The organism is Streptomyces sp. NPDC031426, from assembly GCF_055581585.1.
The window spans coordinates 24,739-46,424 of the sequence record NZ_JBVIJE010000020.1; the positions used below are offsets into that span (position 1 = coordinate 24,739).

General features: G+C 70.5%; 18 protein-coding genes. 10 read left to right on the top strand and 8 right to left on the bottom strand.

What is annotated here, in order from left to right; all coding sequences use genetic code 11:
* The first annotated feature begins 23 nt into the window (after positions 1-23).
* Positions 24-788 carry an IclR family transcriptional regulator gene (locus ACZ5NH_RS32075; RefSeq protein WP_468780196.1) on the top strand — a complete coding sequence of 255 codons (765 nt, stop codon included), beginning with the start codon at positions 24-26 and terminating at the stop codon, positions 786-788.
* Positions 789-1,326: 538 nt separating this feature from the next.
* Here the strand turns inward: ACZ5NH_RS32075 and ACZ5NH_RS32080 are convergent.
* The 4 genes from ACZ5NH_RS32080 to ACZ5NH_RS32095 all read right to left on the bottom strand — a co-directional run bounded on the left by ACZ5NH_RS32080 (position 1,327) and on the right by ACZ5NH_RS32095 (position 4,611).
* Positions 1,327-1,923, bottom strand: coding sequence for a TetR/AcrR family transcriptional regulator (locus ACZ5NH_RS32080; RefSeq protein WP_468780198.1), 597 nt, complete (start codon positions 1,921-1,923; stop codon positions 1,327-1,329).
* A 119-nt stretch (positions 1,924-2,042) separates the two neighbouring features.
* Positions 2,043-3,551, bottom strand: coding sequence for an MFS transporter (locus ACZ5NH_RS32085; RefSeq protein ID WP_468780200.1), 1,509 nt, complete (start codon positions 3,549-3,551; stop codon positions 2,043-2,045).
* A 73-nt stretch (positions 3,552-3,624) separates the two neighbouring features.
* Positions 3,625-3,780 carry a hypothetical protein gene (locus tag ACZ5NH_RS32090; protein WP_468780202.1) on the bottom strand — a complete coding sequence of 52 codons (156 nt, stop codon included), beginning with the start codon at positions 3,778-3,780 and terminating at the stop codon, positions 3,625-3,627.
* 177 nt (positions 3,781-3,957) lie between these two features.
* A complete protein-coding gene (locus tag ACZ5NH_RS32095; protein ID WP_468780204.1) occupies positions 3,958-4,611 on the bottom strand; it encodes a TetR/AcrR family transcriptional regulator in 654 nt (217 codons plus the stop codon).
* Positions 4,612-4,865: 254 nt separating this feature from the next.
* Between ACZ5NH_RS32095 and ACZ5NH_RS32100 the strand changes: the two genes are divergently transcribed.
* The 3 genes from ACZ5NH_RS32100 (at position 4,866) to ACZ5NH_RS32110 (ending at position 10,053) form a co-directional block, all read left to right on the top strand.
* Positions 4,866-8,087, top strand: a complete 3,222-nt coding sequence (locus ACZ5NH_RS32100) for a bifunctional cytochrome P450/NADPH--P450 reductase (protein WP_468780206.1) — start codon at positions 4,866-4,868, stop codon at positions 8,085-8,087.
* A 160-nt stretch (positions 8,088-8,247) separates the two neighbouring features.
* On the top strand, positions 8,248-9,294 hold the full coding sequence (locus ACZ5NH_RS32105; protein WP_468780208.1) for a zinc-binding dehydrogenase: 1,047 nt from the start codon (positions 8,248-8,250) through the stop codon (positions 9,292-9,294).
* Positions 9,295-9,402: 108 nt separating this feature from the next.
* Positions 9,403-10,053, top strand: a complete 651-nt coding sequence (locus ACZ5NH_RS32110; protein ID WP_468780210.1) for a TetR/AcrR family transcriptional regulator — start codon at positions 9,403-9,405, stop codon at positions 10,051-10,053.
* Here the strand turns inward: ACZ5NH_RS32110 and ACZ5NH_RS32115 are convergent.
* Positions 10,019-10,657: a TetR/AcrR family transcriptional regulator gene (locus ACZ5NH_RS32115; protein ID WP_468780212.1), complete on the bottom strand. Its 639-nt coding sequence runs from the start codon at positions 10,655-10,657 to the stop codon at positions 10,019-10,021. The genes ACZ5NH_RS32110 and ACZ5NH_RS32115 overlap by 35 nt on opposite strands.
* A gap of 138 nt (positions 10,658-10,795) precedes the next feature.
* Here ACZ5NH_RS32115 and ACZ5NH_RS32120 point away from each other — a divergent pair, with 138 nt between their 5' ends.
* From ACZ5NH_RS32120 to ACZ5NH_RS32145, 6 genes are all read left to right on the top strand, one after another.
* Positions 10,796-11,941, top strand: coding sequence for a VOC family protein (locus ACZ5NH_RS32120; RefSeq protein ID WP_468780214.1), 1,146 nt, complete (start codon positions 10,796-10,798; stop codon positions 11,939-11,941).
* Positions 11,938-12,876, top strand: coding sequence for a fumarylacetoacetate hydrolase family protein (locus ACZ5NH_RS32125; RefSeq protein ID WP_468780217.1), 939 nt, complete (start codon positions 11,938-11,940; stop codon positions 12,874-12,876). The genes ACZ5NH_RS32120 and ACZ5NH_RS32125 overlap by 4 nt, the downstream gene beginning before the upstream one ends.
* Positions 12,873-14,495: a bifunctional 3-(3-hydroxy-phenyl)propionate/3-hydroxycinnamic acid hydroxylase MhpA gene (mhpA, locus tag ACZ5NH_RS32130; protein ID WP_468780219.1), complete on the top strand. Its 1,623-nt coding sequence runs from the start codon at positions 12,873-12,875 to the stop codon at positions 14,493-14,495. The genes ACZ5NH_RS32125 and mhpA overlap by 4 nt, the downstream gene beginning before the upstream one ends.
* Entirely contained in the window at positions 14,492-16,525 is a 2,034-nt protein-coding gene (locus ACZ5NH_RS32135; protein WP_468780221.1) for an acetoacetate--CoA ligase, read from the top strand. Before mhpA ends, ACZ5NH_RS32135 begins: the two co-directional genes overlap by 4 nt.
* Positions 16,522-16,869: a DoxX family protein gene (locus ACZ5NH_RS32140; protein WP_468780223.1), complete on the top strand. Its 348-nt coding sequence runs from the start codon at positions 16,522-16,524 to the stop codon at positions 16,867-16,869. Before ACZ5NH_RS32135 ends, ACZ5NH_RS32140 begins: the two co-directional genes overlap by 4 nt.
* Before the next feature lie 72 nt (positions 16,870-16,941).
* Positions 16,942-17,646 (top strand): hypothetical protein, encoded by a 705-nt coding sequence (locus ACZ5NH_RS32145; RefSeq protein ID WP_468780225.1) that lies wholly within the window; start codon positions 16,942-16,944, stop codon positions 17,644-17,646.
* Between the two features lie 139 nt (positions 17,647-17,785).
* Here the strand turns inward: ACZ5NH_RS32145 and ACZ5NH_RS32150 are convergent, their stop codons facing one another.
* The 3 genes from ACZ5NH_RS32150 to ACZ5NH_RS32160 form a co-directional block, all read right to left on the bottom strand.
* Entirely contained in the window at positions 17,786-18,106 is a 321-nt protein-coding gene (locus tag ACZ5NH_RS32150) for a hypothetical protein (RefSeq protein WP_468780227.1), read from the bottom strand.
* Between the two features lie 222 nt (positions 18,107-18,328).
* Positions 18,329-19,480, bottom strand: coding sequence for a VOC family protein (locus ACZ5NH_RS32155; RefSeq protein ID WP_468780229.1), 1,152 nt, complete (start codon positions 19,478-19,480; stop codon positions 18,329-18,331).
* A 153-nt stretch (positions 19,481-19,633) separates the two neighbouring features.
* Entirely contained in the window at positions 19,634-21,397 is a 1,764-nt protein-coding gene (locus ACZ5NH_RS32160; protein ID WP_468780231.1) for an FAD-dependent monooxygenase, read from the bottom strand.
* Positions 21,398-21,686: the final 289 nt, after the last annotated feature.

Genomic DNA, 21,686 nt, shown 5'->3' on the forward strand with positions numbered 1-21,686 from the left:
GCAGGCCGGCTGAGGGACAACCGGTGATCGACCGGGCTTTCGCCCTGCTCGGCAGCTTCGACGGTGACCATCGTGCGCAGACGCTTGCCGAACTCGCACAGCGAAGCGGCATCCCCCGCAGCAGTGCTCTCCGGCTCGCCCGGTCTCTGATGAAAGTGGGCGCTCTGGAACGCCTCGGCGACGGCCGGTTCGTCGTGGGTCTTCGGCTGCTGGAGACCGCTTCCCTGGCCCCGCGTGGTCACGGGCTGCGATCGGTGGCGATGCCGTTCATGGAGGATCTCTTCCACGTCACGCGTCAGCATGTCCTGCTCGCCGTGCGGGACCAGGGGGAGGCGCTGCTCGTCGAGCGGCTGTCAGCGCGTGATGCGAGCCCCGTGCGCTACCGCGTGGGGGGCCGCCTTCCTCTGGCGTCCACCGGCGTAGGACTGGTGCTTCTCGCCTTCGCACCGCCGGCCGTCCAGGAGCAGGCCATCGCCGCCTATGCGCCGGAGTTCGGCGACGACGACATCCGCACCCCCGCCGACCTGCGTCGCGTGCTGGCGGAGGTACGACGCGGCGATCACGCTGTCGGCCACCAGAACCGTCCATGGCAGGTGAGCACGGTGGCCGCGCCGGTACGTGACGGCGGCGAGGTGGTCGCGGCGTTGTCGGTCGTGGCGCCCGGCACCGGTTCGCCGAACCCGGGGTACGGACCGGCCGTGCGCGCGACGGCGCGTGCAATTTCCCGCCGTCTCGTCGAGGACGGTGGTCGGAGCATGCCAATCGAAGCCACAGACGGGCACCGGTAGCCTAACCGGGCCGCCAGCGCCGGCTGCCGTTGTGCGTCCCGCAGCTCTCCGGCTGGGAGGATCAGTCGGTGCTGGTATCGAGCCTCGGGCGTGGCGAAGCCGGTCCCCTCCTCCCTGATCCTGCGGTCGATCGTCTCTGCCTGCACACACGGCCCCGCCGACTGCGTGGTCCCAGGGACGAAGCCGACGGTGCTCCTCGCCGTCCTCGGTAAGCACAGTAGGGAAGTCGTTACGGTGCACTCGATGGGGTGTCGGGCTTGGCCGGTTCCAGGCGCTGCCGCCGAGGTCTGAGCGGGTCCGTGGTCCGGAGCGAGCGAGCCGAACGCTGGCCTCCAGGGTCCTGGCCACTGCCAGAGGCTGCGGTTCCCGGAGCCCTACGAGACCGGGGCCATATACACCGTCCAGGCGAGCTGAGCATCGGCGAACGTGGTCGGCGAAGCGCTGCGGAAGGAAGGCGTAACCGGCTGCGAAGAATTGAGAGCCGGAGACTTTGTCAGACGGATGGCCTGGCTTGCTTCGCGACCGCAGGCCGATACACCTAGGACCAACCTCGCAAAGCGGCGTCCACGACGGCCTTCACGGTGTCGCGTCCCAGGTGGTTCCCGGCGAAGAAACGCTCGAAGAACAGCGGTCCGGCGGTGGCCATGGCGAATGTCTCGGGGGTGACGTCGGGCCGGAGCTGGCCGCGCTCGACGGCTTTGGTAACCGCGGGACGCAGGGCGTCGGCGATCTGGTTCAGCAGTGACTCCCGGAGGCGGCGCATACCTTTGTCGTGCCGTGAGCCCCCGAGGACCGCGGCAAGGACGGCCCCCGATTGCTCGTCGTCCCAACGCTCGGCGAGCACGTTCAGACGGTAAATGAGCTCCGCTCGCGGATCGTTGCCCGAAGCGGCCCGAAGCTCCTCGGGTACCGGAGGGAGAGGGGGCATGCCGGCCTCCAGCGCGGCCAGGCGAAGCTCGAGAAGGCTCGGCCAGTGCCGGTAGACGGTTGCCCGGCCGACGCCGGCACGAGTCGCAACCGCTTGATGTGTCACGGCCTCCAGCCCACCTTCCGTGAGCAACGCGGTGGCCGCCGCGACCATGGCCTCACGACTGCGCAACAGACGCGGATCTGTTCGATCTTCCACCTGGTACACCTTCCGCTGATAGAACCCGAATCGCGGCCGCTATGGGACATCCATTGAACAGGGGAGGGGACCGCAAAGACCCTGTTCGCCCCCCTTGAAGGTGGGCCCTCAAAGCACTGCTTGTCCTGCTACATATGAACGGCGGGTGCGGCGCTCTCGTCGTGCTGCGGTACGCCACGGCGGTACAGCAGTACGGTCACCACCAGGCCGACCACGAAGACGGCCGCGGACCACCAGTAGGCGGTGGAGTAGCCCTCGAGGCCGGCCTGGGCCAGGACGCCGGGGTCCTTGGGATTGCGGCCGGAGAGGTAGTTGGTGGCTGCGTCGGAGGCCATGGTGCTGAGCAGGGCGACGCCGATGGACCCGCCGACCTGCTGGACGGTGTTGACGGCTGCGGACGCGACCCCGGCATCGGCCGCGGTCACACCGGAAGTGGCCAGGCTCATGGCCGGCGCGATGACGGTGCCCAGCCCCACGCCGACGAGCACCAGCTGGGGCAGTACCTGCGCCATGTACCCGCTGTTCAGGTCCAGCTTGGTCATCCAGACCAGGCCCGCTGCCGCAACGGCCATGCCCACCGGTACCACCGGCTTGGGCCCTATACGCGGCACCACGACGTTGTTGGCCACGGCGGAGGCGAACGACGACGCAATGATCATGGGCAGGAAGGCGAAGCCCGTCTTCAGGGCGCTGTAACCGAGGCTCTGCTGCAGGTAGTAGGTCAGGAACAGGAACACGCCGAACATGCCCGCGCCGGTGACGAAGAGGGCGGCGAAGGAGGCACCCCGATTACGGTCCAGCAGGACCCGCAAGGGAAGCAGCGGAGACGCCGCCCTGCTCTGCCACCACCCGAAGACGGCCACCAGTACGGCACCGGCCACCAGCATGCCCCAGGTCGCAAGCGAACCCCAGCCGTGCGTCTCGGCGTTCGAGAACCCGAAGACCAGACAGAACAGGCCGGTGGAGACCAGCAGGGTGCCGGGGACGTCGAGCTTGGAGGACGTGTCACGCGGGGTGCGGTGCAGCAGTGCCACGCCGCCGACGAACGCCACCCCGGCGAAGACCACGTTGACGTACATGGTCCAGCGCCAGTCCAGGTACTCGGTCAGCACTCCGCCAAGGATCAGGCCGATGGCTCCGCCGGCACCCGCGACCGAGCCCGCGACGGTGAAGGCTTTCGCCCGCTCGCGCGGTTCGGTGAAGGTGGTCATCAGGAGCGACAGTGCGGACGGGGCCAGCAGGGCGGCGAACAGGCCCTGGACGGCGCGCGCGATGACGAGCATGGCGAAACCGTTCGCCGCACCTCCCACCATGGAAGCGACCGCGAAGCCGGCCAGACCCACCAGGAAGGTCACCTTCTGCCCGACCAGGTCCGCGACCCGGCCGCCGAGCAGCAGCAGGCTGCCGAAGGCCAGCGCGTAGGCGGTGACCACCCACTGCCGGTCGGCGTCCGAGAAGCCCAGGTCGCGCTGGGCGGACGGCAGGGCGATGTTCACGATGGTGCCGTCGAGGACACCCATCAGCATCGACAGGGAGATGACCAACAGAATCCACCAGCGACGCAGGTGCGACAGGTCGGGCACATTCTCGGGTGTGGTCTCGGCGCCGCAAGCAGCGACGGTGGCGTTCTGGGACATGGGGGCAGCCCTCCGGACGCGGGTGGGGGATGGAGGAAGAGAGAAAAGATCGGAGCGAGAGATCGGGTATGTCTCATCCGGTACGGGGCGCCACTTCGCGCTCACGGGCGGGAGCACTCGGCGGCGTAGCCGCCTCGGTGAACGGATGACGCGGGTGATTCAGCTCGACGAGGCCGACGGTCTCCCCCTTCAGGAGGGAGACCAGGAACAAGCCAACGACCATGGTCATTTCACGGTTCAGCGTAGGCATACGGCTGCCGTGTAGAGGCTGGATGTGGAACCACCCCGCCGGGCGGTCTCACCCGATGTGACGGGGTGGCTCCCCTGTGTCGCAGCCTGATATCACCCGACTGCGGGCGCGCCTCAGCCGCCAGTGCCTGGGGCGCAGCGTCTCAGGCTGACTGGCTCAATGGCCGGCGTGCCGGCCGTCACGACCGGCGGTGAGGCGGCTTTCCAGGCCCGTGATCAGCGTGTCCATCACGAGGCGGAACATGTGGTCCTGGTCAGGGCCTTCGGGGGCCGCACCCGTAGAGCCAGGGTGTGCGTCCGTGCCCCCGTCTTCGTCGGCTTCAGGGCCGTGGGGCTTGAGGGTCGACCACTGGTGGAGTGCGCCGTTGAGTTCTGCGGTGAGGACACCAATGACGACGGCGACCATGAGTGCGGCGATCTTCGAGACCTCTGACTGCGGTACCCCGGCAGCGGCCACGATGGCGGTGAGGGCGGTCCAGAACGGGTCGTCGGGCTGGATGAAGTCCGGCTGGTGGCTGAACGAGTACGCCAGCAGCTTAGGGTGACGGTGCGCCAGGGCCCGGAAGTCCGTGGCGAGCAGCCGGATCCGCTCCTGCCAGGGAGCGTCCTCCAGTATCACGGTGCGGAACTGCGCTCCGACCATTCTCGTCACGCCGCGCAGCACGGCTTCCTTGTTCGGCACGTGGTGGTACAGCGACATCGGGTTCGCGTCGAGCGCGGTGGCGAGTTTGCGCATGGTGAGCGCCTCGACGCCGTCCTCGTCGATGAGCCGCAGGGCGGCGGCATAGATACCGGCCTCCGTCAGAGGCACGTCTCTCTTCCTCGTTCCCCGCGGGGGACGTCTCACCTTCTTTTCCATACCTCGTACGGTACCAGTTCCGTACATGGTACGGAAATGAGCTTCACCACACCCCCACCTGGACTCCCAGGGTTGCACTCCACTTTCCGTACCGCGTATGGTTTCAATTCCATACGACGTATGCTTCCGTACGGCGCCACGGCATCGACCTACGCAGCGCGCCCTTGCCCATCCCCCTCCACCCCCTCCGCGCAGAGGAGCAAGACATGACCACGCACTCCGCGAACGACCTTCGCCCCATCCGGTCCCCGCGCGGGATCCCCCTGCTCGGCAACACGCCGCAGATCCCCGACACCAACCCGGTCGAGTACTTCGCCGAGCTGTCCAAGCAGTTCCCCGAGGGCATCTACGGCTTGGACATCGCCGGCATCGAGCAGATCTTCGTCTACGACCCGGACCTGGTGGCCGAGGTCTCCGACGAGACGCGGTTCTTCAAGCAGATCGAGAAGACGCCGCTGCAGCATGTCCGGGACTTCGCGGGCGCGGGCCTGTTCACGGCCCACCAGCACGAGGAGGAGTGGGGCATGGCGCACCGGATCCTCCTGCCGGCGTTCAGCCAGCGGGCCATGAGGGCGTACTTCGGGCAGATGCTGGAGATCGCCCAGAACCTGGCGGGCAAGTGGGAGCGCAAGGAGGGTCAGTCGGTCAACATCACCGACGACTACACCCGGCTGACGCTGGACACGATCGCCCTGTCGGGGTTCGGCTACCGGTTCGACTCCTTCGAGAAGGAGGAGCTGCACCCCTTCCTCAACGCGCTGCTGGGCGCGCTGGTGGAGTCGCTGCGGCGCTCGCAGGAGCTGCCGATGATGACCAAGCTCCGCAAGGCCGATGCCAAGAAGTACGGCGAGAACGTCCGGCTGATGCAGGAGCTGGTCGAGAGCGTGATCAAGGAGCGCCGCGAGGGGAAGGGCGGCGGTGAGGAGGACATGCTGGGCCTGATGCTGGAGGCCACCGACCCGGAGACCGGCAAGCGGCTGTACGACGACAACGTCCGCGACCAGGTGCTGACGTTCCTGATCGCCGGCCACGAGACCACCAGCGGCCTGCTGTCCTTCGCCACGTACTCGCTGATGCGCAACCCGCACGTGCTGGCCCAGGCGTACGCCGAGGTGGACCGGCTGATGCCAGGTGACACGGTCCCGGACTACGACACGATCATGCAGCTGGACGTCATCCCGCGGATCCTGGACGAGACCCTGCGCCTGTGGGCTCCCATCCCGTCGTTCGGCAAGACGGCGCGGGAGGACACCGTCATCGGCGGCCACTACGAGCTGAAGAAGGGTGCGAAGGTCCTCATCCTGGAAGGCCCGCTGCACACCCACCCCAAGGCGTGGGAGCGGCCGGACGAGTTCGACATCGACCGCTGGCTGCCGGAGAACCGCGTCCAGCACCACCCGCACGCCTACAAGCCGTTCGGCAACGGCATACGTGCCTGCATCGGCCGCCAGTTCGCGCTCACCGAGGCCCGCCTGGCCCTCGCGCTGGTGCTGCAGAAGTTCAAGTTCTCCGACACCAACGACTACAAGATGGACCCCCGGGAGGCGCTGACGCGCAAGCCCGGCAACTTCGAACTGATCGTCCGCCGTCGTCAGGAGCACGAGCGGACCATCTTCGGCGCCGCGGACGTGCAGACCGGGGACACGCAGGCGCCGGCAGCGGTCAGCGGTGTCGGGGTGAACCTGACCGTCGCCTACGGCTCCAGCCTGGGCTCCTGCGAGGACCTGGCCCGGACCATCGCCGACCGCGGCGAGCGCTCCGGCTTCGGCACCACCCTCATCAGCCTGGACGAGCTGGGTGACAACCTGCCCTCCGAGGGCCTGCTCGCCGTCGTCGCCGCCAGCTACAACGGCAAGGCCCCCGACAACGCCCAGCGCTTCGACGACCTGCTCTCCGCCGGCCTGCCCGAGGGCTCGCTGTCCAACGTGCGGTACGCGCTCCTGGGCGCCGGCAACACCCAGTGGGTGGCCACCTACCAGGCATTCCCCAAGCGGATCGAGGAAGGTCTGCTGGCCGCCGGCGCCACCCCCATCGTCGAGCGCGGCATCGCGGACGCCGCCGGTGACTTCGACGGCATGGCCACGCGGTGGATGAACACCCTGTGGGCCACCCTGGCCGAGGAGTACGCCGCCGACACCTCCCAGGCGAGCGGCCCCCGCTACCAGGTCCAGCTGCTCACCGAGTCCGACGTGCGCCCCGCCATCGTCTCCGAGCAGGCGTACCCGCTCACCGTGGTGACCAACGACGAACTCGTGGCCGACGCGACCGGCCTGTGGGACTTCAGCATCGAGCCGCCGCGCCCGTCCGCGAAGTCCATCACCTTCGAGCTGCCCGAGGGCGTCACCTACGACACCGGCAACCACCTGGCCGTCTTCGCCAAGAACGAACTCGCCCTGGTGGAACGCGCACTGAGGCGGCTCGGCGTCGACTACGACCAGGTGCTCCGGCTCGACCAGCCGGCCGGTGGCCGCACCCACCTGCCGGTCGGCACCCCGGTCACCGCCGGCATCCTGCTCACCGAGTTCCTCGAACTGCAGGACGTGGCCACCCGCTCCCAGATCCAGACGCTCGCCGAGCACACCGAGTGCCCGTGGACCCGGCCGCAGCTCCAGGCGTACACCGCCGACACCCAGGAGGCCGAGGAGCGCTACCAGAAGGAGATCCTCGGCAAGCGCATCTCGGTGCTGGGCCTGCTGGAGCGCTTCCCCGCGGTCGAGCTGCCGCTGGCGGTCTTCCTGGAGATGATGGGCCCCATCCGACCCCGCTTCTACTCCATCTCCTCCGCCCCGTCCGCCAACCCACGCCACGTGCGCCTGACCGTCGGCCTGCTGGAGGGCCCGGCCCTGTCCGGCGACGGCCAGTACCGCGGCACCTGCTCCTCCTACATCGCGAGCCTCGAACCCGGAGACGTCATCTACGGCTACGTCCGCGTCCCCTCCCCCACCTTCGCACCGCCCGCCGACCCCGCCACGCCGCTGATCCTCATCGGCCCCGGCACCGGCATCGCGCCGCTGCGCGGCTTCCTGGAGGAGCGGGCGACACAGCACGCCAACGGCACCCAGGTGGGCCTGTCCCAGGTGTTCGTCGGCTGCCGCCACCCGGAGCACGACTACTTCTACCGCCAGGAGATGCAGGACTGGGAGCAGGCCGGCATCGCCCAGGTGCACACCGCCTTCTCCGCGGTGACCGGCCACCCGGCCCGGTTCGTGCAGAACGCCATCGCCAATGCCGCCGACACGGTGTGGCAGGCCATCGAGGACGGCGCCTACGTCTACGTCTGCGGTGACGGCCGCCGCATGGCCCCCGCCGTCCGCGAGGCACTCGCCGCCATCCACCGCCAGAAGACCGGCAGCGACGACGAGACCGCCCAGCAGTGGCTCGCCCAGCTCGAAGAGGACGAGCGCTACCAGCAGGACGTCTTCGCCTGACCGTCGCACGCCGTCAAGGCGCGCTGACCCCCAGCCGCCGGGAGGCGTGCGGACGTCCTGCCTCCCCCGCACGCCTCCCGGCCGCACCAGCCATTCAGACACCCCATGGCACCCATGGCCCGAACCACCGGGCCGTGCCGCTCACAGAAAGCAGATCACCATGGACACCATGCTCGCCGGACGCTTCCACCTGGACAGCAAGAAGTTCGCCGTGGAAGAGGTCCCGATCCCCGTGCCGGGCCCGGGCGAGGTCCTCATCGAGGTCAAGGCCGCCGGCGTCTGCCTCTCCGACGTCCACCTCCTCGACGGCTCCCTCGTCCCGCTGTTCGCCACCTCCGACACCATCACCGTCGGCCACGAGGTCTCCGGTGTCATCCACACGCTCGGCCCCGACCTCAAGCGCGGCCTGGCCGTCGGCACCCGCGTCACCCTGGAGGCCGGCAAGACCTGCGGCAAGTGCGCCGGATGCGTGCGCCACCGCCCCTGCACCCAGATGCTCACCGCCGGCATCGACTACGACGGCGGCTGGGCCGAGTACGTGATCGCCCGCGAGGACACCCTCATCCCCATCCCCGACAGCCTCCCCTTCGACCAGGCCGCGATCATCCCCGACGCGGTCTCCACCCCCTACGCCGCCGTCGTCGCCACCGCGGGCGTCCGTGCCGCCCAGTCCGTCGGCGTCTGGGGCGTGGGCGGAGTCGGCGCGCACAACGTACGCCTCGCCCGCCTGGTCGGCGCCGCCCCGATCATCGCCGTCGACCCGCTGCCCAGCGCCCGCGAGCGCGCCCTGGCCTTCGGCGCGGACCTCGCGCTCGACCCGGCAGCCCCCGACTTCGCCGACCAGGTCCGCGCAGCCACCGGCGGACGCGGCCTCGACTTCGCCTTCGACTGCGCCGGCGTCCCCGCCGTCCGCGACCAGGCCGCCTCCGTACTCGGCCTGGGCGGCTCCCTGATCCTGGTGGGCATCACACCCCGGCCACTGACCATCACCGAGGGCCTGACCTTCAACTACCTGCAGAAGCAGGTGCGCGGCCACTACGGCGGCTTCCCCGAGTCCGTCTCCGAGCTGGTGCAGCTGACCGCGGCCGGCCGCCTCGACCTGGCCCCCTCCATCACCGACCACATCCCGCTCGTCGAGGCCGCCGACGCCGTCCACCGACTGGAGAACAAGATCGGCGACCCGATCCGCCTCATCCTCGTCCCCTGACGCCCGTCAGCAGGACGACAAGCCACCCTGGGCAGGGGTGAGTGGGCGCCGGTGCGTGAGGGAGCACCGGCGCCCACGGCTTTCCGGCAACCGTGGAGAGAAAGAACCATGAAGACGACCGACACCCCGGGCCGTACTTCGCGGCGCAAGGATGCTCACTGCAACCGCCGACGCATCCTCGCGACCGCCCGGCAGAAACTGCGCGACGACCCCGACGCGAGTCTCGACAGCATCTCTCAGGCGGCCGGCGTCGCCCGGCGCACCCTCTACGGACACTTCCCCAGCCGGCATGCGCTGATCGCCGACCTGACACAGGAAGCAGGCCATGAACTCCGGCAGGCGTTCGCCAGAGCCCGTACCGCGGATGCCGACCCGGTCGAGGCGATAACACGGATGGTGCTGGCGGCATGGACGGTGGGCGACCACTACCGCATGCTCATCACCTTGGGACGGCGCCATCTGGGAGAGGACGAGATCCGCACCACCCTGGCACCGGCCCGCGCAGAAGCCGTCGCAACCCTACGGCGCGGTCAGCGCGAAGGCGTCTTCGCGGACCACCTTCCAGCACCCGTCCTCGCCCAAGCACTGGAGGCACTCATGCTGGCCCTCGCCGAGGAGAACGCCGCATGCCCGTGGGCGGACCCCACTGGTGAGGCCGCGGCAACCGCGTTCCTCGTCGCCGCCGGCGTAGCACCACAAAGGGCCGCGCTTCAGGTGCAGGAGGTCATCGGGCGAGATCGGGCAGCGGGCGACGGGTGACCTCGTGGGCGTCGTCCGCAGCGAGGCCGAGCATGCGCAGGACCATCTCGGCCAGGTCGGAGGCGGCCTCGTCGCCGTCGAGGTCCGGGCGGTCCAGCCGGAGAGCCACCAGGGAGAGCAGGGTGCCGCCCAGGGCGGACAGGGCGGTGGTCGCGTTGCCGCAGGTGAAACGGCCCGACGCGATGCCGATCTCCAGGTCGCGCAGGGCGCGCGGTGCGAGGCCGCTGTCGGAGTGGATGTGGGCCAAGCCGCGGTCGCGCAGGATTCGCATGAGTTCCGGGTGGGAGTCGGCCATCCGGGCGGTGAGCCGGAAGCCGGCCGCGACCAGCTCGGCCGGGTCGTCGATGCCTTCCACGCGCGCATCGATGACCTGCCCGAACTCCTCCAGGGCGTCCGTCACCGCCGCGTCGAACAGCTCCGTCTTCGACTCGAAGTGGTTGTAGAAGGACCCGAAGCCGACATCGGCGCGCTCGGCGATGGCCTGGATGCTTGCGCTCATGTCCCCGGTCTCCGCGAGGATCTGCCGGGCCGCGCGGACAAGCGCCTGGCGGGTCTCGGCACGGCGTCGCTCGAAGCGGTTCTTGGGCGGGGCTGACGTCGGCATACGGCCCAGTGTAACCGTCGCAACGATGACACTACCATTACTGATGAGATCCTCAATTATTTGGGCTGCACCTATTGACGACGAGAAACGGCAGAGTTGATGATTTCCTCATTACGGCAGTGTTGCTTGGAGGACACCATGTCCCACATCCCCGTTAACAAGGGCGGTCCTCTGACGCCCCACCAAGACCTCCACAGTGAGCAGGGCGCCCTACGCGGTGAGCACCCCGGACGAGCCCGGAATCCCGTGATCAAGGTGGCGGACCTGGCCTGGCTGGAGTTCGAGAAGCCGGACCTGGACCGGGCCGAGGTGTTCGCCCGTGACTTCGGCTTCGCGATCGCCGCCCGCACCGATCACGAGCTGTGGCTGCGCGGCACGTTCGCGGGCTCGCCCTGCATGGTCATCCGGCGTGGGCGGGCGTCCCGCTTCCTCGGGCCGGCGTTCCGCGCGGCCGAGCGGGCCGATGTGGACCGGCTGGCCGCCGCCGTCGGACACACCGTCCGGGACATCGACGTCCCCGGCGGCGGCCGGTCGGTCGCCCTGTTTGATCCCTCGGGCCTCCCGGTCCGGGTCGTGCACTGCGCAGAACCGCTGCCCGCGCTGCCCGGGCAGCAGCCGCTGATCCTCAACACCGGCATCGACGGCCGTCGTACGAACACCACCCAGCGCCCGCCCCGCGAGCCGTCCCGCATCCAGCGCCTCGGCCACGTGGTGCTGGAGACGCGGACGTTCACCCGCACCCTGGACTGGTACCTGGACACCCTTGGCATGATCGTGTCCGACTTCCTGTTCCTGGACGGACAGCGCCAGCGCGGGCCGACGATGGCGTTCATCCGTTGCGACCAGGGCAGTGTGGCCGTCGATCACCACACGCTGGCCCTTCATCTGGGGCCGGGCACCGGCTATGTCCACTCCGCCTACCAGGTGACCGACCTGGACTCGATCGCCGCCGGCGGCGAGTACCTGGCCGAGCGCGGATACAAGCGCAGCTGGGGCATCGGCCGGCACATCCAGGGCAGCCAGCTCTTCGACTACTGGCGCGACCCCGACCACTTCATGCTGGAGCACTTCGCCGACGGCGACCTGTTCTCCTGCGACCTCGAACCCGGCTGGGCACCGATGTCGGCGAGCGGCCTGGCCCAGTGGGGCCCGCCCGTCACCCGCGACTTCCTGGGCACCAGTCCCTCCCCCGCCAAGCTCCGCGAGGTCATGACGGCCCTGCGCGACGACAACGAACTCGACCCCGCACGCCTGCTGGGCCTGATGAAAGCGATGAGCTCATGAGCACCAACGTGCTGCGCACCCCCGACGGCTGGTGGGCCGTCCGAAACGAGCGCGCCGTCCGCATCGAGACCAAGGCGGTCACCACCGCCGAACTGCTCGCCGACCGGGCCGCCGTCCGGGAGGCCGCCGCCTCCGGCGAGCGCGGCACACCCGTCGCCGACCTGGTGGCGCTGCCCCCGGTCACCACCCCCTGCCGGGTGGTCGCCCAGATGGTCAACTACCGCAGCCACGCCAAGGACTCGGGCTTCACGGGCGACATACCGCCCACCTTCTTCCGCAAGGCGTCCGGCTCGGTCAGCGGCCCGCACGACACGATCGTCCGCCCCACGCACGTGAACTTCCTCGACTACGAAGTCGAACTCGGCCTCGTCATGGGCGCGACGCTCCCGGTGGGCACGGTTGTGGAGGAGCAGGACCTTCCTTCGTACGTCGCCGGGCTTGTCCTCACCAACGACGTCAGCGCCCGCGACGTCCAGCTGACCAAGACCCAGTTCTACGAGAGCAAGTCCTACCCCACCTTCACGCCGACGGGTCCGTACCTGGCCCTGCTGGAGCCGGAGGACTTCGACCGCCTGATCGACCTGCGACTGCGGCTGTCCGTGAACGGCGTAACGCGTCAGGACCGCACCTTGGCCGACATGATCGTGCGGCCCGCGCAGGCGCTCACCCTGCTCGCCCGCTTCCAGACCCTCGACCCGGGCGACCTGCTGCTGACCGGTACGCCCGGCGGCACCGCCCTGAAGGCCCCGCCCAAGCCGGTCGAGAAGATCGCCGCGCTGCTGCCGCCCGCGCTGAAGTGGAAGGCGTTCTTCAACGGCCAGGCCAAGAACCCCCTGTACCTGCGCGACGGTGACCTCGTCACCGCCACGATCGCCACCCCCGACGGGCGGATCGACCTGGGCGAGCAGCGGACCGCTGTGGCGGACGCGACGTGAGCGCCGCATCCCGGAGACCGGTAGTGATCATCGGCGCGGGACCCGTCGGAGTCACGGCCGCGCTCCTGCTCGCCCGGCACGGAGTGCCCAGCCTGCTCCTCGAACGGCACCGGGACGTCTACCCCCTGCCGCGCGCCGTCGTCGTGGACGACGAGGTTCGCCGGATCCTGCAGAGCGTCGGCGTCCACGAGGAGTTCGCCACCCTCGCCAGGCCGGCGCCCGGGTTGCGGCTGCTGGACGCCCGGCGCCGCGTGATCGCCGAGTTCCCACGGTCCCTGCACGGCCACCACGGCTTCCCGCAGACCAGCATGTTCGACCAGCCAGAGCTGGAACGGCTGCTGCGCGACGCCCTGGCCCGTCGCCCCGAGTGCGAGCTGCGGGGCGGGGTGGAGGTCGTGTCCGTCAGCCAGGACACCGACGGAACGGCTCCGGTCCGGGTCACCTTCCGCCGCGACGGCAGCGACGAGGACGAGCACGTGTGGGCCGACGCCGTCCTCGGCTGCGACGGCGCGGGCAGCATCACCCGCGACGCGATCGGCGCCGTGTGGGAGGACCTGCATTTTGAGGAGAGCTGGCGGGTCATCGACGTGCGCACCAGCCTCCCGGTACGCACCTGGGAAGGCGCCGAGCAGATCTGCTGCCCCACCCGCCCGGCCACCTTCATGCGAGTCGGCGAGGACCGCTACCGATGGGAGTTCCGGCTGGCCGAGGGTGAGACCTTGGACGGCCCGGAAGGGCTGGAGCAGCTGCGCGAGCTGGTCGCCCCCTGGGTGGACCTGCCGTCCGCTGCCCACGGGGGCGACGACTTCGAGGTGATCCGGCAGGCGCAGTACACCTTCCGGGCCCGCCTCGCCGACCGGTGGCGCCGTGGACGCGTCTTCCTGCTGGGCGACGCCGCCCATCTCACCCCGCCCTTCATCGGGCAGGGCCTGTGCGCGGGCCTGCGCGACGCCCGCAACCTCACCTGGAAACTCGCCCGCGTCCTTCAGCAGGGCGCGGACGGCCGGCTGCTGGACACCTACCAGCAGGAGCGCAAGCCGCACGCCCGCCACGTGATCCGTGTCGCGGTCGCCGTCGGCTGGGCCATGACCGGCGGACAGGACCGCGGTGCGGCCATCCGCCGGGCCGTGGTGGGCGCGGCCTGCCGCATCCCCGGTGTGACCGCGGCGGTGAGCCGCGACCTCAGTCCCGCGCTGACCGCCAATCCGCTGGTACGACGCCGCCCCCGGCTGACCGGCCGCTCACTGGCCGGCACCTTCTGCCCGCAACCCTGGGTGATCGTCGACGGCAGGCGAGAGCGCCTCGACGACATACTCGGGGACTCCTTCGCCGTGCTGACCGCCCTGCCGCCCACGGCACGGATGACGGGCGTGGCCACGGCCCTGGGCGCATCCGTGATCCATGTCGGCGACCTGGACGACGACGGCACGCTGGCCGCCTGGCTGGCACGCGGCCGGGCGGACGCCGTCCTGCTGCGCCCCGACCGCGTCGTGATGGACACCGTCCCGACCGGCACCGGCGACTTCACCGACGCCGCCGCCTGGGCTCCCCTGCTGCACACGGCCCGCCGCACCGCCGAAGCCCGGCCCGACCCCCTGCCGAGGAACACCACACCATGACCACCCCGCACTCCACGCCCTATCCGGAGCCCTTCCTGCCGCCCGACCCCCAAGCGGCCGCCGGCAGCCGCATCGCGGACTTTGCCCGCTGGGCCGCCCGACACCAGGGCGCCGACAGCATCCAGGACCCGACCGACTACCAGGCACTGCACCACTGGTCCGTCACCGACCTGGAAGGATTCTGGGCCGCGGTGTGGGAGTACTTCGACATCGACGCCACCACTCCGTACGAGCGGGTGCTCGCCGAGGAGACCATGCCCGGCGCCCGCTGGTTCCCCGGCGCCACCCTCAACTACGCCCACCACGCACTGCGCAACCTGCACCCCGACGCACCCGCGATCACCGCGCTGGACGAGACCGGAGCCGCCTACGAGATCACGGGCCGGCAGCTGCGCGCCCAGGTCGCCTCCGTCGCGGCCACCCTGCGCGACCTGGGCGTCGGCCAGGGCGACCGGGTGGTCGGCTACCTGCCCAACACCCCCCACGCCGTCATCGCCTTCCTCGCCACCGCCAGCCTGGGTGCGGTGTGGTCCGTGTGCGGCCAGGACTACGCACCCAAGGCCGCCGCCGACCGCTTCGCCCAGCTCGAACCCACGGTGCTCATCACCGCGGACGGCTACCTCTTCAACGGCACCCGTCACGACCGCCGCGCCGCCTCCCTCGACCTGGCCGCCGCCCTTCCCACGCTCAAGGCCACGGTTCTCGTGGATCACCTGGGCCTTGTGTGGCCCGCGACCCGGGCCGCGGGGCTGACGGTTCCCTGGGAGGACGCGGTCGGCCGCGCCGAGTACCTCGCCATCGCCCCGGTTCCGTTCGACCACCCGCTGTGGATCGTCTTCTCCTCCGGCACCACCGGGCTGCCAAAGGGCATCGTCCACGGTCACGGAGGCGTCCTGCTGGAGCACCTCAAGATCCTCGGCCTGCACTGCGACCTGGGCGTCGGTGACCGCCTGCTGTGGTACACCACCACCCACTGGATGATGTGGAACCTGGTCGTCTCCACCCTGCTGACCGGAGCCGCCACCTGCACCTACGACGGCAGCCCCGCGCCGGTGGCGCGCCCGGACGTCCTGTGGGAGCTGGCGGCCCGCCACAAGGTCACCGTCTTCGGCACCAGTCCCCAGTACCTGCTGGCCATGGCCAAGCTCGGCGTCGACCCCGCCGTGCACGACCTTTCGGCGATCCGCGTCATCGGCTGCACCGGCTCCGCCCTGCCCGCCTCCGCCTACCCCTGGGTCCGCGACCACGTCGGCGCAGGCGTCCAGTTGGCCTCCACCAGCGGCGGCACGGACGTCGTCTCCGGCTTCGCCGGCAGCGCCCCCACCACCCCGGTGTGGGCGGGTGAACTGTCGGCCCCCAACCTCGGCGTGGCGCTCGCGGCGTACGACGGCGCGGGACGGCCGGTCGTCGACCAGGTCGGCGAACTGGTCGTCACCCGGCCCATGCCGTCGATGCCGCTGCACTTCTGGAACGACCCGGACGGCAGCCGCTACCGCGACGCCTACTTCAGCGCCTATCCGGGCGTGTGGCGGCACGGCGACTGGATCACGGTCACGGGTCACGGCTCGGTGATCGTGCACGGACGCTCCGACGCCACGCTCAACCGCAACGGCGTACGCCTGGGCAGCGCCGACATCCACGACATCGTCGAACACCTCCCTGAGATCGCCGAGGCCCTCGTCATCGGTGCGGAGGAACCCGACGGCGGCTACTGGATGCCGCTCTTCGTGGTCCTCGCCGACGGGATCGAGCTGGACGATTCCCTGCGCGAGAAGATCCGCGACGCGATCCGCACCGGCGCCTCACCCCGCCACGTCCCCGACGAGATCCTCGCCGTACCGGCCATCCCGCACACCAAGACCGGCAAGAAGCTCGAGGTCCCGGTCAAGCGCCTCCTCCAGGGCGCCCGCGCCGACCAGGTCCTCAACCCCTCCGCGGTCGACAACCCCGACCTGGTCGCCTACTTCGCCAGCCTGGGAGCCGAACGCCGCCAGGCCCGCCGCCCGCACACCCCCGAGGGCGTCTCGTGATCCTCTCCGCCTCGCTGACCTGTCTCATCGCGTTGATCTTCGCCCTGCTGGGCGCGGCCAAGATCCTGGCCCTGGGTCCGATGCCCGAGCTCGCCGCCCACGCCGGCTTCACCACCGCGGCCTACCGGGTCATCGGCGGCCTGGAGCTGGCGGGCGCCATCGGCGTGGCCCTCGGCCCGGTCGTACCGCTGTGCGGCGGCCTGGCCGGTATCGGGCTGCTGATGCTGCTCGCCGGTGCCGTGACGACGCACGTACGCAAGGGCGACGGGCTGACCAAGCTCCTCCCCTCGGTGACATGCGCGGGCCTGGTCGCCTGGTATCTCGTACTCCTCGCCGGCCTCTGACCCGTTCCGGGAGACTGTTGGCGGCCACTCGTCCTGTTAGCGAGCCCACGGCGGGGCTGGCAGACTGACTCTGTGGTTCCGCTGATGGTCGCGGCGGATCAGATCGCGTCCTCATCGCTTACCGGCGCCAGTGTGGTGTCAGTCTGCGCACTGCTCTTCACCGTCGCGTCGTTCTGGTGGCTCAACGCCCGACAGGGACGCCTGCAGGCGTGGGAACCTCATTCCTTCGCGGCCATCGTCCACGGTTCCACGGCACGCCTACGACTGCCGCTCGTCCTGCACAACACCGGTCCCAAACCGATCGTCGTGCAGGACCTCATCCTGACCTTCCCCGATGAGCCCGCCTCTCATCTGCCACTCCTGTGGGTGTCCTCCCCGTCCCGGCTCCAACCGGGGCCGGACGAGGAGGCGAAGCTGCCCGCCGGATTCGTCGTGCCCGGCAGAGAAGCGCAACAGCTCTTCCTCGAGTTCGAGGCACCGTTTTCCGGATTCCTCCCGGAGGCCCGTGACTACAAGGCCCAGATACAGGTGCGGGTCGGCCACCGCAAGGGTTGGCGGCCCCTGCTGACGTTCAGCTTGAGGGCCGCCAACATCATCGATCCAGGTCGCTACACCGTCTACAACAACGCACCGGTCGAGCTGACGAAGGAAGATCAGAGGAGAGCGGATGCCGCGCTCCTCGAACTGCTGGAAGAGCACGGGGACGGCTCCCCTCCGGGCGGCAGGAGACAGGGAGACCCTCCGAATGACGAAGGTGACGCCGACACGAGCCGCTGACATCGCCGTCCGTCCTCTGACGTGGACAGCGGTGGCACCGGCCCCGCCGGGCCACCACAGCCACCGCATAGATCAGGCCCGCTCCGAAGGTGCCAGTGCCCTCGACACCGGCCCGGCGCACCGTCCCCAGCTTGCGGACTCAGACGAGCAGCCGACGGTAACCGGCCGCCGTGGCCGGAAAGGACTCGGTGCCCAGGACCTTCCCCAGCGGGGTGACCGCGGCGGCAGGGCATCGCGCGTTCCCGCGAGCAGGAAGATGCGGGTGCGCCAGCGGTCGGCGACCTGGGCACGGAGGGTGTAGGAGGCGGTGCGCAGGACGTACGTGCAGTTCGTCGTCGGGGATGCCTGGCGTCCAGGGGGCGATCAGCGCGAGCAGGCGCCGCCGGTCGGTGAGTTCCTCCGGTTGCTCGTCGGTGGGCAGGCCGAGCTCCCAGCGGTAGCGGTCCTCGCCGACACGCATGTACGTTGCCGCCCGTCAGGGTCCGCAGATCTGGTGAACGCCGTCCCAGGCGGGCACCGGCGGCGGACGTCGACGACCAGCCACTGCTGGGAAGGGGCGAGGTCCTGCATCCGGGAGCCGATGGAGGCACGGACCAGGTGGCGGGCGAGGAGGGTGGCGGCGGTCAGCCCGGTGGGCGCGGCACCGATGACCACGACGGGTACATGCTCAGGGTGGTGGCGGTCACTTGCTCAGGGCTTTCATCAGGCCCATCAGGCGGGCGCGGTCGATTTCGTTGTCCTCGCGCAGTGCGGAGATCGCCTGGAGGAGCGCCCCCGGAGTGGGGGTGGTGCCGAGGAAGTCGCGGGTGGCGGGCGGGCCCCACTGGGCCAGGCCCGAGGCGGACATGGCGGCCCAGCCGGGTTCCAGTGTGTCGTCGAAGACGTCGCCGTCGGCGTAGTGCTCCAGCATGAAGCGGTCGGGGTCGCGCCAGTAGTCGAAGATCTGGCTGCCCTGGATGTGCCGGCCGATGCCCCAGGAGTGGTGGTAGCCGCGTTCGCGCAGGTACTCGCCGCCGGCGGCCAGCGCGTCGAGGTCGGCCACCTGGTAGGCGGAGTGAACGTAGCCCGTGTCGGGACCGAGGTGCATGGCCAGGGTGTGGTGGTCGGCGGGTTCGCCGCCGCGGTCGCAGCGGATGAAGGCCATGGTGGGGCCGCGGTCGCGCTGCCCGTCCAGGTAGAGGAAGTCGCTGACGATCAGGCCGAGGTGCTGCAGGTACCAGTCGAGGGCGCGCCGGAAGACCCGGGTGGAGAGCACCACGTGGCCCAGGCGCTGCGCCTGGGCCGGTGCGCGAGGCGGGCGCTGGGTGGCGTTGATGCGGGCGGCTGCGGTGGCGGTGCCGGTGTTGAGGACCAGGGGCTGTTGCAGCGGTCGCGCGGGCTGCTCGGTGACGCCGTGTACGACGCGGACCGGGATGCCGGAGGGATCGAGCAGGTCCACGGCGCGGCCTCCGGCGTAGTCGGTGAGGGCCCGGACCTTGTGGCCGGTGGCGCGGGCGAGCCGGTCGAGGTCGGCGGCGTCGGCGGCCTGGAAGGCGGGGCCGATGAATCGCGATGCGGGACCGCGGCGGATCACCAGGCAGTGCGGTCCGGCCAGGGCGCCGCGCAGGTAGAGGGTGTCGTCGGTACGGGCGGCGGTGGTGAACCCGAAGTCGTGGGCGAAGGTCTCGGCACGGTCCAGGTCGGGCTTGGTGAACTCCAGCCAGGCCAGGTCGACCACCTTGATGACGGGCTGGGCGGCGCGGCCGGGGTGTTCCCCGCGCAGGGCGCCCTGCTCGCTGTGCAGACCCTGATGGGCGTCGGCGGTGGGGACGGGGGCGGGTGTCGGGTCGTTCACGGGGGATTCCTTCCTGTGGCCTCCACGACCTGTCGTGAGGGTGGGGTGGGTGGCTCGGTGCCCCGGAGGCGAGACGGGGGTGAGGGTTGCGGGCCCGGCCCGCCGACTGCGGCGGTGATCGGCAGGCCGGGTGGCACGGCAGGTGAGTGGTTCCTACCGTGCGAGGAGGGAGTCCAGTGCGGTGCTGAGTTCGGCGACCGGGTCGGTGGCCGCGCCGTGGGCGCGCCAGCCGATGAAGCGGTCCGGGCGCACGAGGACGGCGCCTTGCGGTGTGTGTCCGCGTGCGGCGGTCCAGGTGGAGCGCAGGTCGCGGTAGTCGCCTTCGAGGTGGCCGATCCGGATGGCGTCCAGCGGCAGCCCGCTCTCGGCGGCGATCTTCTCGGCGGCCTCGCGCCAAGCCTGGCCGTCCTCTCCGGTGATCAGCAGCAGGCGGCCGGGGCGGACCAGGCGTGCCAGGGCCACGCGATGGCCGTCGAGGTCCTCCAGCCAGGCGTGGGGCAGCGGGTGCCCGGGGCGGGCGGCGGGCTGGTAGATGCGGACGGGGTCGGGGTTCTCGGGTGCGGGAGTGCCGTCGGGGACGACGGCTGCGGCGTACGTGTAGCCGAACTCGACGCCCAGTTCGTTGAACTCCATGGACTGAGCCGCCACGGCGGCCAGGAAGGTACGGCGGAAGTCGGCATCGGCGGGGTCCTCGCTCCACAGGCGGCGGGCCTGCCGCCAGTTCTCCTCCTCGCCGGCCTCGGGCCCGCCGCCGAAGAGGGCGTTGATGGCGATGTGGTTCATGGCGTTCTCCAGCGAGCGCTGGACGTTGGTGGCGTCCGCCGGTCGCCGCTCGGCCTCGTAGGTGTCCAGCAGGGCGTCGCCGGCATGGCCCTTCAGCACGGCGGCGAGCTTCCAGGTGAGGTTCTGGACGTCGTGCATGGCGGAGGTGAGGCCGAGGCCGCCGGTTGGCGGATGCCGGTGGGCGGCGTCGCCGGCGATCAGGACGCGGCCGGCGCGGTAGCGGTCGGCGACCACGCCCTCCAGGGTCCAGCGGGAGATCATGTGGACCGTCACGTCCTCCTCGCTCAGGCCCAGCCCTGTGCGCATGTCGGCCAGTACGGACTCGTCGTCCAACGCGCGACCGTCATCGGGCCCGTAGTTGAGGTGGAAGACCCACTCCTCGGACTCGGGACCCCAGTGCTTGGGGCCCATGGGCACGAGAACACCGGGGATGCCGAGGTCGGGCAGCCACAGCCAGCGGATCAGCACCTCCGGGTCGGTCGCCACCTGGGACAGGTCGGCGGAGAGGTGGAAGGAGACCACGCGGGCGAGGTTGCGCACGCCCTCCTGGACGATGCCCACGGCGGGGCCGACGGTGCGGCCGCCGTCGCAGCCCAGCAGGTAGCGGGCCCGCACCCGGTAGGTCTCGCCCGTGTCGCGGTCGGCGACGGTGGCGGTGACGCCCTCGTCGTCCTGGGCGAGTTGGGTCAGCTCGTGGTGGAAGCGGACCCGGCCGGGCGCGAGTTCCTCGGCCCGGGCGCGCAGGACCGGCTCCAGGCGGATCTGGGGCAGGTTGGCCTGTCGCTCGGGGCTGGCCGCGAGCCACTCGGGTGAGTTCCCGCCGGCTCCCCAGGCCTCCATCCTGGCGACCCGGCGGCCGTAGTCCGCGTTGTCGCCGGCCAGGCCGACGTACCAGGCGGTGTGGGACATCTGCTCGGCCGGAGTGGAGGCGGCGTAGATGGTGTCGGCCACGCCGGCGTCGCGCATGATCTCCATGGCGCGCTGGTTGAGGACGTGGGCCTTGGGCAGGACGGAGGTGCTGGGCCAGGCGGTGACCAGCAGGGACTCGATGCCCATGCGGCTGAGCAGCATGGAGGCGGTGAGCCCCGCACCGCCTCCGCCGACGATGAGGACGGGGACGTCGATGTCGTTCATGGGTACTCCATGGGGTGTCACGGCTCGGGGCCATGGGGTGGGGACGGCTCAGGAGCGGCGGGGGAAGAGCGCCAAGGGCGTTTCCCCGGTCGATTGATCGAGGCCGGGTGTCCGCGGATTGAGCGGGCGGCGGCGCACGGATGCGAAAGGCTGGTCGTTCCGAGAGGCGCCCGCTCGCTGCGGGCGGGCGTCGGCAACCCGGACGGCACGGAGGGGACGCCGGAAACAGTGGTGTCGATTCAGAGGCCGCACCCGGCCTCGGCGGCCAAGGCGGTGAGATGCGGTGGGT